This is a genomic window from Sphingomonas sp. PR090111-T3T-6A (genome assembly GCF_000383095.1).
In the GTDB taxonomy this organism is placed as follows: domain Bacteria; phylum Pseudomonadota; class Alphaproteobacteria; order Sphingomonadales; family Sphingomonadaceae; genus Solisphingomonas.
In genome coordinates this window covers 333,628-348,085 of sequence record NZ_AORL01000010.1, presented here as the reverse complement: position 1 = coordinate 348,085, position 14,458 = coordinate 333,628, and the positions used below count along the sequence as shown (strand labels likewise).

The 14,458-nt window shown below is 68.7% G+C and carries 12 protein-coding genes; 10 read left to right on the top strand and 2 right to left on the bottom strand.

The features are described from left to right. Positions 1-9 precede the first annotated feature (9 nt). Positions 10-1,371 (bottom strand): efflux RND transporter periplasmic adaptor subunit, encoded by a 1,362-nt coding sequence (locus ST3T6A_RS0104465; RefSeq protein WP_019831697.1) that lies wholly within the window; start codon positions 1,369-1,371, stop codon positions 10-12. Positions 1,372-1,664: 293 nt separating this feature from the next. Between ST3T6A_RS0104465 and ST3T6A_RS0104460 the strand changes: the two genes are divergently transcribed. The 10 genes from ST3T6A_RS0104460 to ST3T6A_RS0104415 all read left to right on the top strand — a co-directional run bounded on the left by ST3T6A_RS0104460 (position 1,665) and on the right by ST3T6A_RS0104415 (position 14,095). Continuing rightward, on the top strand, positions 1,665-3,203 hold the full coding sequence (locus tag ST3T6A_RS0104460) for an MDR family MFS transporter (RefSeq protein WP_051103379.1): 1,539 nt from the start codon (positions 1,665-1,667) through the stop codon (positions 3,201-3,203). Positions 3,204-3,214: 11 nt separating this feature from the next. After that, on the top strand, positions 3,215-3,721 hold the full coding sequence (locus ST3T6A_RS0104455; protein WP_019831695.1) for an RNA polymerase sigma factor: 507 nt from the start codon (positions 3,215-3,217) through the stop codon (positions 3,719-3,721). Between the two features lie 40 nt (positions 3,722-3,761). Continuing rightward, a complete protein-coding gene (locus ST3T6A_RS0104450) occupies positions 3,762-4,724 on the top strand; it encodes a FecR family protein (protein WP_051103378.1) in 963 nt (320 codons plus the stop codon). Between the two features lie 13 nt (positions 4,725-4,737). Beyond that, positions 4,738-7,158 carry a TonB-dependent receptor domain-containing protein gene (locus tag ST3T6A_RS0104445; RefSeq protein ID WP_019831693.1) on the top strand — a complete coding sequence of 807 codons (2,421 nt, stop codon included), beginning with the start codon at positions 4,738-4,740 and terminating at the stop codon, positions 7,156-7,158. Positions 7,159-7,248: 90 nt separating this feature from the next. Next, positions 7,249-10,461: an autotransporter outer membrane beta-barrel domain-containing protein gene (locus ST3T6A_RS0104440; protein ID WP_019831692.1), complete on the top strand. Its 3,213-nt coding sequence runs from the start codon at positions 7,249-7,251 to the stop codon at positions 10,459-10,461. 161 nt (positions 10,462-10,622) lie between these two features. After that, the gene (hppD, locus tag ST3T6A_RS0104435) at positions 10,623-11,672 is read left to right on the top strand and encodes a 4-hydroxyphenylpyruvate dioxygenase (protein ID WP_019831691.1); all 1,050 of its coding nucleotides are present in this window, start codon (positions 10,623-10,625) and stop codon (positions 11,670-11,672) included. Positions 11,673-11,780: 108 nt separating this feature from the next. Next, complete coding sequence (gene hmgA / locus ST3T6A_RS0104430; RefSeq protein WP_019831690.1) at positions 11,781-13,112, top strand: homogentisate 1,2-dioxygenase; 1,332 nt, start codon at positions 11,781-11,783, stop codon at positions 13,110-13,112. Then, a complete protein-coding gene (locus ST3T6A_RS0104425) occupies positions 13,109-13,483 on the top strand; it encodes a Rieske (2Fe-2S) protein (RefSeq protein WP_019831689.1) in 375 nt (124 codons plus the stop codon). The genes hmgA and ST3T6A_RS0104425 overlap by 4 nt, the downstream gene beginning before the upstream one ends. A 61-nt stretch (positions 13,484-13,544) precedes the next feature. Continuing rightward, entirely contained in the window at positions 13,545-13,679 is a 135-nt protein-coding gene (locus ST3T6A_RS0104420; protein WP_019831688.1) for an entericidin A/B family lipoprotein, read from the top strand. A gap of 152 nt (positions 13,680-13,831) precedes the next feature. Further along, a complete protein-coding gene (locus ST3T6A_RS0104415; protein WP_019831687.1) occupies positions 13,832-14,095 on the top strand; it encodes a hypothetical protein in 264 nt (87 codons plus the stop codon). Positions 14,096-14,191: 96 nt separating this feature from the next. On the opposite strand, the gene ST3T6A_RS0104410 is transcribed toward ST3T6A_RS0104415, so the two are convergent. After that, entirely contained in the window at positions 14,192-14,446 is a 255-nt protein-coding gene (locus ST3T6A_RS0104410; protein ID WP_019831686.1) for a hypothetical protein, read from the bottom strand. Between the last annotated feature and the right edge of the window lie 12 nt (positions 14,447-14,458).

The following is a 14,458-nucleotide window of genomic DNA, read 5'->3' as shown; positions in this document are numbered from 1 at the left end:
CTCAGATCGTCAGCCGCCGTTTCCGCCGCGACGGCGATGATGGCCGCCGGCACCGTTTCCACGACCCTGCGCGCCGCCCGCTGCGGGCTGATCGCCGGGCAGCGCGACCTTGGCGCCCTCGGTCAGACGGTCGCCGCCGTCGGTGATGGCGATGTCGCCGACCGCGAGGCCGTCGGTGATCTGCACCTTGTCGTTGGCCACGACGCCCGTCTTCACCTTGCGCTCGGTGACGGTGCGGTCAGCCTTGAGCAGCCACACGAAGCTGCCGTCCGGGCCGGAGCGCACCGCCGAGGGCGGCACCGTCACGGCGTTCTTCACCGTGTCGATGGTGAGGCGGACGTTCACGAACTGGCTCGGATAGAGTTGGTTGCCGCTGTTGGCGAAGCGCGCCTTGCCCTTGATCGTGCCGGTCGTCGGATCGACGCGGTTGTCGAGCGTCGAGAAGCGGCCGGTGTCGAGGGTCTGCGTGCGCGTGCTGTCGAGCGCCAGCGCCGGAATCTCCGCGCCCTCAGCCTCGCGCTTGTTGATCGCGGGCCCCTGCTGCTGCGGGATCGCGAACTCGACGTCGATCGGCTGGAGCGTCGTCACGACCGCCACGCCATTGGTGTCGCCCGCGCCGATATAATTGCCGACATCGACCACGCGGATGCCCACGCGGCCCGCCACCGGCGAGACGATCTTCGTATAGCCGAGGTTGATCTCGGCCGCCTGCACCTGCCCCTGATCGACCGCGATCGTCCCTTCGAGCTGGTGGACGAGCGCCGCCTGCGTGTCGCGGTCCTGCCGGGCGATCGAGTCCTGCTGGATCAGGATGTCGTAGCGCTTGAGCTGGACGCGGGCGTTCTCGAGCTGCGCCTTGTCCCGGATCAGCGCGCCCTGCGCCTGGAGGAGCTGCGCGCGATAGGGCCGCGGATCGATGATCGCGAGCGCCTCGCCCTTGCGGACCATCTGGCCTTCGCGGAACAGGATCTCGGTGATCGTGCCCGACACCTGCGGGCGCACCGTGACGGTCGCGGCCGGCGTCACCGTGCCCAGCGCCTCGGCCTGTATCGGCAGGTCGGCCAGCGTCGCCTTGGCGGTGCCGACCGTCGTCGGCTGGTTCATGCCGCCCCGGCCTCCGCCGAAGCGTCCCCCGCCACCGCCAGCGCCGCGATGACGGCCCGCGCCGGCGCCGGGGCCCTGCCCCGACGAGGAGGAATGCGACAGATACCAGGCCAGCCCGATCAGCAGCGCGAGACCGATCAGACCACCGATCCAGCTCAGCATTTTACCCCGCCCGCCCAGCCGGCGCGGCTCCTCGTCGGCCCAGCGCATCGGCTCGGGCCGCGCGGCCGAGGGGTCGGCGGAAGGGGGCAGATCGTCGTGGCTCATGATGGTTCCGCTATTCTTGCACGCTGAGGCGGTAACGGCGTTCAGATGCAGCAATATGTCAAGCATGCAATCTCGTTCCGCTCCACAATCGAGAGCGGAAACAACCCTCGGGCACAGAGGGACTTTCTCCGGCGGAAGGTGGTTACAATCGGGTGACGCGACGCCTATGTAGCCCCCGTCCCGGTAACGCCCGCATCCAGACGAGCGGCTTCCGACAAGGAGAGGCCCCGTCCCAGAACGGAAAGCCCGACCATGTCCGCGTCTTCTCCTGTCATCATCCCGGAGCCTCGCCGATGCTGAAACCCCGGCGGCGCGGAATGGCCTCGGTCAACGCCGAGGTGCGCGACGGCATCGTGCCCGCCGCCGGATCGATCACCCAGACGCACGACGAAGGCCCCGCCCATTCCGGCGCCAATTACCGCCTGATCGCGCTGATCATCGCCTGCGCGCTGTTCATGGAGAATCTGGACGCGACGGTGCTCGCCACCGCGCTTCCCACCATGGCCCATGATTTCGGCGTGCGCGCGCCGGCGATGAGCATCGCGCTCACTTCCTATCTGCTGGCGCTCGCGCTGTTCATCCCCGCCTCGGGCACCATGGCGGACCGCTTCGGCGCGCGCACCGTGTTCGGGGCGGCGATCCTGATCTTCATGGCCGGCTCGCTCGCCTGCGGGCAGGCGCCGACGCTGGAGGTGATGGTCATCGCCCGGTTCGTGCAGGGCATCGGCGGCGCGATGATGATCCCGGTCGGCCGCCTCGTGCTGCTGCGATCGGTCGCCAAGCAGGACATGGTGTCGGCGATGTCGTGGCTCATCATGCCGGCGCTGATCGGGCCGATCGTCGGCCCGCCGCTGGGCGGCTTCATCGTCACCTATCTGGACTGGCGCTGGATCTTCTATCTGAACCTGCCGGTCGGCATCGTCGGCGTGCTGCTGGTCTGGCGCTTCATCGCCAATATCCGCGAGGAGACGGTGGCGCCCTTCGATCCTGCGGGCTTCGTGTGGAGCGGCGTGTCGCTCGGCTGCCTGCTGTTCGGCTTCGAGATGACCAGCCGCGCCGGGGCCGGCCGCATCGCCGCGACGCTGATCGCGATCGGGCTCGTCACCGGCGTCTTCTACATCCGCCATGCGCGGCGCCGTGCCGATCCGATCCTCGATCTCTCGCTCCTGAAGGACGAGAATTTCCGCCTGTCGGTGATCGCCGGGTCGCTCACCCGCATCACGCAGGGGTCGCTGCCCTTCCTGCTGCCGCTGATGATGCAGCTCGGCTTCGGCCTCACCGCCGCGCAGAGCGGCACGATCACGGTGGCGACGGCGATGGGCTCGCTCGCGATGAAGGGGCTGGCGCCGCGCATCCTCAAGCGCTTCGGCTTCCGCAACACGCTGGTCGTGAACGGGCTGATCGGGACGCTGGGCTATGCGATCTGTGGCGCTTTCCGGCCGAGCTGGCCGCTGCCGGCGATCTTCCTGACGCTGGCGATCTGCGGTTTCTTCTTCTCCTTCCAGTTCACCGCCTACAACACCATCGCCTATGACGGGGTCGACCGGAAGCGGATGAGCGTGGCAACGAGCTTCTATTCCACCTTCCAGCAACTGATGCTGTCGCTCGGCATCTGCGTGGCGGCGAGTTCGCTCCATCTGTCGATGCTGGCGCATCATGCCGAGAAGCCGGAGCTTCGCGATTTCACCGTCGGCTTCCTTGTCGTGACGGGGATTTCCGCGCTGGCGACGGTGTGGAACCTGCGCTTCGCGCCCGATGCGGGCTCCGAGATCAGCGGGCGCGTGCCCGTCCGGCGCGCCAAGCGGATGGAACCGGAACCAAGGCTGCGCTAACGAACGCGGCCATGAGCGATGGCCTTCAGGCGATCTTCCTGGCGAACCAGCCTGCCCTCCTGCGCTTCCTGACGGCGCGGGGAGCCGGCGCGGACGCGGAGGATCTGCTTCAGGAATTGTGGCTGAAGATCTCGACGGCGGCGACCGGGCCGGTGGCGAATCCGCTGTCCTATCTCTACCGCGCCGCCGAGAATCTGATGCGCGATCGCTACCGCGCCACCCGGCAGGCGACGCTCCGCGACATCGCATGGGACGAGAGCCAGAGCCCCGCGCTGCCCGGCGTGTCGGACACACCCGCCGGCGAGCGCGTGCTGATCGCGCGGGAGGAGCTGGCGCGCGTCGAGGCCGCGCTGGAAGCGCTGGGCGAGCGGACGCGCGAGGCCTTTCGCCTCCACCGCATCGAGGGCCTCGCCCAGCGCGCCATCGCGGCGCAGCTCGGCGTCAGCATCAGCACGATCGAAAGCGACATGCGGCGCGCCTATCGCGCCATTCTGGAAGCCCGGGAGGATCGGGAATGAGGTGTTTTCCGATCGACTCCGTTCTCTCTGCGAAGGCGGCATGATGACGGACGGGCACAACAGCTTGCGCGACGAGGCGATCGAGTGGGTCATCCGGCTCGGCGATCCCGCGTTCGCCGATTGGGAAGGCTTCACGGCCTGGCTGGAGGCGGACCCGACGCATCTCGCCGCCTATGACGCCGTGGTCGCCGCCGGCGAGGCGATCGACCCGTCGCTGCGCGCCCTGCCCCATACACCCGCCACGCCGGCGCGGCCCGAGACGGCGATGCCCGGGCGCAGGCCCCGCGGACGCTGGGCGGCGGGCGGCCTGATCGCGGCGGCGATCGTCGGCGGGCTCGGCTGGACCGCCATGAATCTCCGACCCGCCCCTTATGCCATCGAGACGCGGCCCGGCGAGCATCGCACCGTCTCGATCGGCACGGCCACCATCGCGCTCAACGGCGACACGAGGCTGCAACTGGACCGCCATGATCCGCATATCGCGACGCTGGAGCGCGGCGAGGCCCTGTTCGACGTCCGCCATGACGAGGCGCATCCCTTCGCGGTGCGCGTCGGCGACGACGAAGTGCAGGATGTCGGCACCCGCTTCGACGTGACGCGCGAGGGCGAGGAGGTGCGCGTCGCGGTGGCGGAAGGCAGCGTGATCTACAATCCGCGCGCCGAGGCCGTGCATCTCGGGCCGGGGCAGCAGCTCGCGGCCGGCGGAGATGCCTCGACGCTGCACCTGACCCGCACCGCCGTGGCCGACATCGGCGGCTGGCGCGAGGATCGACTGAGCTACGAACAGGCGCCGCTCGCCACCGTCGCCGCCGACCTGTCGCGCGGGCTTGGCGTGGAGGTGGAGGCCTCGCCCGATGTCGCCCGCCAGCGCTTCACCGGCGTGATCGCCTATGGCGGAGACAGGGCGCGCTTCCTCGCCGGCCTTGGCCCGCTGCTTGACGTCGGCGTGGAACATGGCCACCAACGCTGGCTTCTGACCCGAAAGCCCGAATCCCGCCCATAATCCCGCTCCGGTATTGAACGCCCGCCTCCCTCTGTTCGCCGCGGCAGCGGCGCTGATCGCGCCGGCTTCCGCCGACGCCGACGTTCGCCATTCGATCGATCTCAACGCCGGCCCGCTGGCCGCCTCCGTCGTGGCGCTGAGCCGCGTCACCGGTGCCAGCATCCGCGTGGGCGACGCCGGCCTGTGGCAGCAGAAGGTGCCTGCGGTGCAGGGGCGGCTGACGGTCGACCAGGCGCTCCACCGGATGCTGGCCGGATCGGGCGCGCATCCCGAGCGCCTCGGCACGACAAGCTGGCAGATCGCCGCGAACCCCCGCCAGGTCGCGCAGGCCCCTTCCTCCGCCGAAAAGCAGGATGCCAACCCGATCGTGGTCAGCGCCAGCAAGCGCGGCACGCTGCTGCGCGATTTCCCCGGCACCGTCTCGATCCTCTCCGGCGCGGACTTCGCGACGGACGGCCCCGCCGACAGCGACAATATCGCCAGCCGCGTCGCGAGCGTCACCTCCACCCATCTGGGCGCGGGGCGCGACAAGCTCTTCATCCGGGGCGTCGCGGATTCGGGGCTGGTCGGCCAGTCGCAGGCGACGGTGGGCCAATATCTCGGCGACGTGCGCCTCACCTACAACGCGCCCGACCCGGACCTGAAGCTCTACGACGTCGCTTCGGTCGAGGTGCTGGAAGGGCCGCAGGGCACGCTCTACGGCGCGGGATCGCCGGGCGGCATCATCCGCATCGTCCGCCGCGATCCGGTGCTGGACCGGTTCGAGGGCAGCGCCACGCTCGGCGTCTCCACAGTCGCGCACGGCGCGGCGGGGGTGGACGGATCGGCCACGCTCAACCTGCCGGTCGTCGAGGACCATGCCGCGCTCCGCGTCGTCGGCTATGCGAGCAGCGACGGCGGCTACATCGACAATCTCACCACCGGCCAGAAGAACATCAACCGCGTCCACACCGAGGGCGGACGCGCCATGCTCCGCCTTGCGCCGGGCGATGGCTGGACGATCGACGTCGGCGGCACCGCGCAGGATATCCATGGCGACGACAGCCAATATGCCGACCGCGACAGCCCATCGCTCACCCGGCACAGCACCGTCGCCCAGCCCTATGACGACAATTACCGGATGGGCGAGCTGAACATCGCCAGGGATCTGGGGGATCTGCGCTTCACCACCTCGGGCGCGCTGGTCCGCCAGACGGTCAACGAACGCTTCGACGCGACGGTGACGCCGGGGGACTATCGCCTGTTCCGCCAGCGCAACCACACCACCCTCGCCTCCACCGAAAGCCGTCTATCGCGGCCGATGCGCGATGGCTTCGGCTGGGTGATCGGCACCAGCTATCTCCACAACAGCGCGCGGCTGACCCGTACGCTCGGCCCCGTCGACGCCACGCCGCCGTCCACCGGCGTGGTGAACATCGTGGAGGAGGAGACGCTGTTCGGCGAGGCCTCCGTCGAGCCGCTCCATGGCCTCACGCTCACCGGCGGCGGGCGCCTCACCCATTCGCGGCTCACGGGCCATCCGCTCGATCCCGGCCAGCTCCTTGCGGCCGCGGCGAAAGAGGTCGACACCAGCAGCCGCTCCGAGACCAAGTTCCTCCCGTCCTTCTCCGCCTCGGTGGAGCCGGGGCGCGGGGTGATCCTGTTCGCCCGCTACCAGCAGGGCTTCCGCCCCGGCGGGCTCGGCATCGGCAACTACATGATCCAGCGCTTCCGCAGCGATCGGGTGGCGACGATGGAAACGGGCGTCCGCTGGGCGCCGCCGGGGGACGACCGCTTCAGCCTCGCGGCTTCCGTCGCGCATACCGACTGGCGGCATGTGCAGGCGGATTTCCTCGATGCGCTGGGCCTGCCCGTCACCACCAACATCGGCGACGGGCGCATCTGGTCCTTCGACATGCGCGCCGTCTGGCGGCCGACGCCGGAGCTGCGCCTCGAAGGCTCGTTCATCGTCAACAACAGCAAGCTCACGCGCCCGGACGTGGAAGGGCTGCGCGCGATCCGCCTGTTCAACCCCTTGCAGGGGGCGGGACAGCCAGTGCCCGCCGTCACCCAGCCGGGCGGCCTCAGCGCAGTGCAGGAGGTGGAGCAGCAACTGCCCAACGTCGCCGAACTGGGCGGGCGCGTGGGCGTGGACTATCGCCATGTCTTCGCCAACGGGCTCGAACTCTCGACCGGCGGCTGGGCGCGCTACATCGGCAAGTCCCGCCTCGGCGTCGGCCCGGTGCTGGGCGGCACGGAGGGCAATTATGTCGACACCGGCTGGTCTGCGCGGCTCGGGCGTGGCCGGTCGGGCGTGACGCTTGGCGTCACCAACCTGCTCGACACGGCGGGCAACCGCTTCGCGCTCGGCACGCCGCTCAACGTCCAGAGCGGGGGCGAGATCACCCCGCTCCAGCCCCGCACCGTGCGCCTCGGCTTCGACACGCATTTTTAGACCAAGGTCGGCCGCGAACGTCTCCGTCTTCACGCTAATGGGGGAGGCCCCGGAGCCATCCCTCGTCGCGTAAGACGATAAAGGGGTTCCATGCGCAGCCTGTTCGCTACCACCTGCCTCACGCCCATCGCGTTCGGGCTGTTCGCCACCTCCGCCGCTTCCGCCGCCAACCCCGTCGCCACCATCAGCGCGTCGCAGACCACCCCCGTCCTCACCGCGACGGCCGGCACCGGCGGCACGCCCGCCGACATCAGCATCACCAGCGCGGGCTCGATCAGCCCCACGACCAGCGGCGCGGCGGTGACGATCAACAGCAACAACGCCGTCACCAACGCGGGCACCATCTCGTACAACGGCGTGAACAACGCGGCGGGCATCCTCGCCAATGCCGGCGTCTCCGGCGGGATCACGAACAGCGGCACGATCACCGTCAGCGAAACCTATACGCGCACCGACACCAACGGCGACGGCGTGCTCGACGGCCCGTTCGCGCAAGGCTCCGGCCGCTACGGCATCCGCACGGCGGGCGCCTTCACCGGCGACGTCACCAGCAGCGGCGCGATCAACATCGAGGGCAATGACTCGGCCGCCATCTCGCTCGACGGCCCGCTGACCGGCTCGCTGGCCCAGAGCGGCAGCATCGGCGTCACCGGCGATCGCACCGTGGGCATCCGCGCGGGCAATGTGAGCGGGAACGTTACGCTCAACGGCGCGATCGGCACCGTCGGCCTCAACAGCTCGGCCGTCCTGCTCAACGGCGACATCGGGGGTGCGCTGGTCGTCCAGGGCTCGATGACCTCGACCGGCTACAGCTCGATCACGCTCCCCACCGACGTGACCAAGCTGACCCCGGACAATCTGCTCCAGGGCGGGCCGACGATGCAGATCGCCGGCAACGTGGCGGGCGGCGCGCTGTTCACCGCCGCCAGCTCGACCACGGATTCGAGCGGCAACACCGTCACCACGACCACCGCCTCGCTGACCAGCTACGGCTCGGCGCCCGCGCTGCTGATCGGCGCGAGCGACCATGGCATCACGCTGGGCGCCGTTGCGTCCGATGCGGACAAGCATGGCCTCGTCATCAACGGCAATGTGTCCGGGCTCGGCATCTATGACAGCGTCGCCGCCAACGGTCTCGTGATCGGCGGCCAGGGCGGCACGGTGAACATCGCCAACGGCATGACGATCGGCGGCACCGTCGCCGCCACCGCCAACAACGCGTCGGCCACCGCCGTGCACATCGGCAGCGGCGCCACCGTCCCCCAGGTGAAGGTGAGCGGCCAGATCGCCGCGAGCGGCGGCGGCAAGAATGGCGGTGCTGCCACCGCCCTCCAGATCGACGCGGGCGCGTCGGTCCAGTCGATCGTCAACAGCGGCGTCATCCAGGCGAACGCTCTCGACAGCTCGGCAAGCGCGACCGCGATCCTCGACAAGTCCGGCCAGGTGACCTCGGTCACCAACAGCGGCACCATCGCCGCTGCCGGCGGCGCGAACGGACAGAACGTCGCCATCGACCTGTCCGCCTCCTCCTCGGCCGTCACGATCACGCAGCCGGTCGCCGCCTCGGGCGTGGCCGCGCCCGCGATCAAGGGCGACGTCCGCTTCGGCAGCGGCAATGACAGCTTCGTCGTCGCGGACGGCACCGTCGCCGGCAACACGAGCTTCGGTGCGGGCAACAACAGCCTCACCATCTCCGGCGACGCGGCCTACACCGGCAACGCCACCTTCGGCGGCGGCACCAACGCGATGTCGCTCGCCAACACCTCGACCTTCGCCGGCACCGCCGATTTCGGCGGCGGCAACGGCACGCTCTCCATCTCGGACACCGCCGGCTTCAGCGGCACGCTCGCCAACAGCAGCAATGTGGCGGTGACGGTGAAGGGCGGCAGCCTCAAGATCACCGGCACGGGCGCGACCTCGCTCGCCTCGCTCGGCGTCTCCGGCGGCGGCACGCTCGGCGTCAACATCGACGGCACGACCGGCGCCAGCACCCTCTACAAGGTGGCGGGCGCGGCGAGCTTCGACACCGGCTCGAAGCTCGCGCTGAGCTTCTCCGACATCAACCACACCGTCGGCACCTATGCGGTGGTGCAGGCCGGCACGATCGCCGGCGCCACCAATCTGACGACCGCAGGCACGGTGCTGCCCTATCTCTACAAGGCCACCGTCACCGCCAACGGCGCCAACGAGATCGACGTCTCGGTGGCGCGCAAGTCGGCCACGGAACTGGGCCTCAACCGCGCGCAGGCCGCCGCCTACGACGCGATCTACGCGGCGATCGCGGCGGACAAGCCGATCGGCGACTCCTTCCTCGGCATCACCGACGCGTCGAGCTTCAGCCACAGCTTCCGCTCGCTGCTGCCGGATTTCGCCGGCGGCGCGTTCGATACCGTGACCTCGGGCTCGCGCGCCACCGCGCGGATGCTCGCCGATCCGGACGCCCCGGTCGCCGACGAGGATAGCTGGGCCTTCTGGATTCAGCAGGTCGGCTGGGGCCGCACCAAGGCGATCAGCGACACCGCCGGCTATCACATCAACGGCTGGGGCGCCTCGGGCGGCGCCGAGATCAAGGCGGGCGAACTCGGCCGCTTCGGCGTGTCGGTCGCCTATCTCGCCGGCAATGACGACGACAGCGGCACCACCAACGAGGTGAACTCCAACCAGTATGAAGTCGCCGCCTACTGGCGCGCCGACTGGGGCGGCCTCCACGCCTTCGCGCGTGGATCGTGGGGGACGATCGACTTCAAGAGCCACCGCCGCTTCGACGGCATGGACGGCAGCGACAAGGTGCTGCGCAACGCCGAGGGCAAGTGGAACGGCAAGCTCTATTCGGGCACGGCGGGCCTCTCCTACAAGCTGCAACTGGGCAGCTTCTCGCTGCGTCCGCAGGCCTCGGTCGACTATTACCACCTGCATGAGGGCCACTACGCCGAGGACGGCGGCGGGGTCGGCATGGACCTGATCGTCGACGGCCGCACCAGCGACGAGCTGGCGGCCAACGGCTCGGTCGCGCTGGGCTACAACTTCTTCGACCTCACCGAGGACGAGGGCGGCTTCCTCCGCGCCGAGATCGAGGGCGGCCGTCGCCAGCTCGTCGGCGGGTCGCTGGGCAGCACCACCGCCCACTTCACGGGCGGCCAGGATTTCACCCTCACCCCGGAAGACCGCACCAGCGGCTGGACCGGCGCGTTCCGCCTCAAGGGCGGCACCCGCGGCTACACCATCAGCGGCGAGTTCAGCGGGGAGCAGCAACAGAATCGAGTGTCAGTAGCGTTGCGTGCCGGGCTTCAGATCGGGTTTTGATCGGGGGTCCAGGAAAAGGGGGCGCGGTCGTGAGGCCGCGCCCCCTTTTTCATGCCCGCATCCGCCGCAGCGCGTACACGAACCACCCCCCTCCCCCTTTGACTCCGGGGCGTCCCGATCCCATATTAGTAACCAATGTTACCGACCTCTGGAGATCGACCATGACGCAGGATCAAACGAACCCGCTCGGGCTCGACGGCTTCGCCTTCTGCGAATTCACCTCGCCCGATCCGGCCAGGATGGGCGCCCAGCTTGAGCAGCTCGGCTTCGTCCCCGCCGCGCGCGTTCCCGCCCGCAACCTGACCCTTTATCGTCAGGGTCGCATCGCTTTCGTGCTCAACGCCGGCGAGGGCCACGCGGCCGCCTTCCGCGCCGAGCACGGCCCGTCCGCCAACGGCATGGCCTTCAAGGTCGCCAACGCGGCCGATGCGCACCGTAGCGCGCTGGAGCGCGGCGCCACCAACGCCGACACCGCGAACAGCGCCTTCCCCGGCGCCTATGCGATCGAGGGCATCGGCGGCTCGCTGCTCTATCTCGTCGACAGCGATCCCTTCGCCGACTGGGAGGAAATCCCCGGCTGGCAGGAGGCTTCGGCGAAGAACAGCGTCGGCCTCGACCTTCTCGACCACCTCACCCACAATGTGAAGCGCGGCCAGATGCGCGTGTGGTCGGCCTTCTACAACAAGCTCTTCGGCTTCGAGGAGCAGAAGTATTTCGACATCAAGGGCAAGGCGACAGGCCTCTTCAGCCAGGCGATGATCGCGCCCGACAAGGCGATCCGCATCCCCTTGAACGAGAGCCAGGACGACAAAAGCCAGATCGAGGAATTCATCCGCGATTACAACGGCGAAGGCATCCAGCATCTCGCGCTGACCACCGACAATATCTACGAGACGGTGGAGAAGCTGCGCGCCCGCGGCGTGCGTCTTCAGGACACGATCGAGACCTATTACGAGCTGGTCGACAAGCGCGTCCCCGGCCATGGCGAGGATCTCGAGCGCCTCAAGAAGAACCGCATCCTGATCGACGGCAATGTCGGCGACGAGGGCATCCTGCTCCAGATCTTCACCGAGAACACCTTCGGCCCGATCTTCTTCGAGATCATTCAGCGCAAGGGCAATGAAGGCTTCGGCAACGGCAATTTCCAGGCGCTCTACGAGTCGATCGAGCTGGACCAGATCCGGCGCGGCGTCATCACCGTCGACGCCTGATCCCATCGTCTCTCGTCGGGAGAGGATGCGACACAACGATAAGAAAGACAGGCCCTCTTCCGCGCTCACCCGCGGGAGAGGGCTTGATCACAAGGAGCGGAGTGGCCGATGTTCGAGGCAGCCGAAGCGACGACAAGCGAGACGCGCGTGAGCGAGACCTATCTCCCCGGCTTCGCCAACCATTTCGCCACCGAGGCGGTGAAAGGCGCGCTGCCGGTCGGCCGCAACTCGCCGCAGAAGGTGCCGTTCGGCCTCTATGCCGAACAATTCTCCGGCAGTGCCTTCACCGCGCCCCGCGCCGAGAACCGCCGCAACTGGTTCTACCGCATGCGGCCGACGGCGGATCATGCGCCCTTCCGCCCCTATGACGGCACCCCGCTGCTCCGCTCCGGCCCGTTCGACGAGGTGCCGCCGAGCCCCAATCGCCTCCGTTGGGACCCGCTGCCCCTGCCCGACCAGCCCACCGATTTCGTCGATGGCCTCGTCACCTATGGCGGCAATGGCGACGTCGCGGCGGGGAGCGGCTGCGGCATCCATCTCTACGCCGCCAACCGCTCGATGGAGGGCCGCGTCTTCTTCTCGGCGGACGGCGAGCTGCTGATCGTGCCGCAGCAGGGCACGCTCCGCCTCGTCACCGAGATGGGGGTGATGACGGTCGCCCCGCTCCACATCGCCGTCGTGCCGCGCGGCATCCGCTTCCGCGTCGAGCTGGTTGACGGGCCGGCGCGCGGCTATGTCTGCGAGAATTACGGGCACCTCTTCCGCCTGCCGGACCTCGGCCCGATCGGCGCGAACGGCCTCGCCAATCCGCGCGATTTCGAGACGCCGGTGGCGTGGTTCGAGGATGTCGACGCCCCCACCGAGATCATCCAGAAATTCCAGGGCAGGCTCTGGACCACCACGCTCGGCCATTCGCCGCTCGACGTGGTGGCGTGGCACGGCAATATTGCGCCCTTCCGCTACGATCTCCGGCGCTTCAACACGATCAACACGGTCAGCTTCGACCATCCCGATCCGTCGATCTTCACGGTGCTGACCTCGCCCAGCGAGACGCACGGCACCGCCAACGTGGACTTCGTGATCTTCCCGCCGCGCTGGATGGTGGCCGAGAATACGTTTCGCCCGCCCTGGTTCCATCGCAACGTGATGAGCGAATATATGGGGCTGATCGAGGGTGTGTACGACGCCAAGGTGGGCGGCTTCGCACCCGGCGGGGCGTCGCTCCACAACCAGATGAACGGCCACGGTCCCGATTGGGCCAGCTATGAGAAGGCGGTCGCCGCCGATCTCAAGCCGCACCGCATCGAGTCGACCATGGCCTTCATGTTCGAGAGCCGCCACGTCATCCGCCCGACCCGCTGGGCGATGGAGACGCCACTCTGCCAGCCGGATTATGACGCGGTATGGTCGGGTTTCCCCAAGGCGCAGCTCCCGAAGTGAACGACGCCGAGCCCGAAGTCGCGCGGCTGAGCAGCACGCCCGCCGGCGTGACGCTCTGCCCGCTGGACGCCATCGCAGACGGCAAGGCGCGCAATTTCGTGCTCCAGATGCGCGCCGGGCGCTTCCACGGCTTCGTCGTGCGCAAGGGCGATGCGGTGCATGGCTATGTCGATCGCTGCCCCCATGCCGGCCTGCCGCTGGCGCAGGTGCTGGACGATTACCTGACGCCCGACGGCGGGCTGATCGCCTGTAGTTGGCACGGCGCTCTGTTCCGGATCGAGGGCGGCGCCTGCGTCGGCGGGCCTTGCGCGGGCCAAGCGCTGACGGCGTGGCCTATCCATGTCCGTGACGGAGCAATCGTCACCGCCTGAAACCCTTGACTTCCGTTGCGCGCCACCCCGTAGCTGCGCCTGTCAGCCAATAAGGATTCCCATGCGCAAGACCCTCACGCTCGCCCTTCTCGTCGCCGCCGGTCTCACCACGGCGTGCAACACCATCGCCGGCGCCGGCAAGGATGTCGCCTCGGCCGGCAACGCCGTCTCGCGGACCGCCGACAAGGCCAAGTAAGACCTGTTGCCGGAAGGCGTCCCCCGCCCAAAATCTGGACCGAAGCGGGACGCCTTCCCCTTTTTTTGCCCCTTATTCAGCGCCAGAACGTGCTATATCGGCGTTCAGTCGTTGCTTCCGCTTGGGAAATATCCGGCCGAAGGGGCACTATCATGGACCATCTCCCGCTGGCGCACCGCGCCTGGGTTCATCTTACCGACACGGTCAATCCCGCCGCACCATCCGCGCAGATCGTCCACAGCGGCACGCTGGGCGCGATGATACGCTGGATGCGGGACCAGCCTGAAGCCGAACGATCCCGTTTCCTCGTCGGAATCCAGCATCAGTCCAGCCTCATCACCTACCGTGAGATCGAGATCTTCGCGGCACGGACGGGCGTATTGGGAAATGATTTCTTCCAGTCCGGGCACGCCTGAGCCCTCTTCAGGCTGAGGCGCCCTCGTGGCGGCGCCCAGGCCGGCCGGCGCGACGGGGAGGCGCGCCGGCTATCCCGCCCCGAGGGGCGCGATCGTTCAGTGAACGCTGCGCCCCGGAAGCACGCGGGCCAGTTCCTCAAGATCATCGGGATTGAGAATCCATGTCCGCGTCGGCCGGTCCTTGCGCGGCACCGGCTTGGTCAGCAGGACGCGCGCGTCCGCCTTCGCCTTGGCGGTGAGCGCCGCGAAATGGCGCACGCATTCGCTGAGCGGCGCGATCAGGGGCGCGGTGCCGTCCAGGTCGATCAGCGTGGCCTGCTGATCCTCATTCACGTCGGGGAGCTTCGTCACTGTTTCATCCCA

Bases quoted from the DNA above. Each gene is read 5' to 3' on its own strand.
- ST3T6A_RS0104465 (WP_019831697.1), bottom strand. From the start codon at position 1,371: ATGAGCCACGACGATCTGCCCCCTTCCGCCGACCCCTCGGCCGCGCGG.
- ST3T6A_RS0104460 (WP_051103379.1), top strand. From the start codon at position 1,665: ATGCTGAAACCCCGGCGGCGCGGAATGGCCTCGGTCAACGCCGAGGTG.
- ST3T6A_RS0104455 (WP_019831695.1), top strand. From the start codon at position 3,215: ATGAGCGATGGCCTTCAGGCGATCTTCCTGGCGAACCAGCCTGCCCTC.
- ST3T6A_RS0104450 (WP_051103378.1), top strand. From the start codon at position 3,762: ATGATGACGGACGGGCACAACAGCTTGCGCGACGAGGCGATCGAGTGG.
- ST3T6A_RS0104440 (WP_019831692.1), top strand. From the start codon at position 7,249: ATGCGCAGCCTGTTCGCTACCACCTGCCTCACGCCCATCGCGTTCGGG.
- hppD (WP_019831691.1), top strand. From the start codon at position 10,623: ATGACGCAGGATCAAACGAACCCGCTCGGGCTCGACGGCTTCGCCTTC.
- hmgA (WP_019831690.1), top strand. From the start codon at position 11,781: ATGTTCGAGGCAGCCGAAGCGACGACAAGCGAGACGCGCGTGAGCGAG.
- ST3T6A_RS0104420 (WP_019831688.1), top strand. From the start codon at position 13,545: ATGCGCAAGACCCTCACGCTCGCCCTTCTCGTCGCCGCCGGTCTCACC.
- ST3T6A_RS0104415 (WP_019831687.1), top strand. From the start codon at position 13,832: ATGGACCATCTCCCGCTGGCGCACCGCGCCTGGGTTCATCTTACCGAC.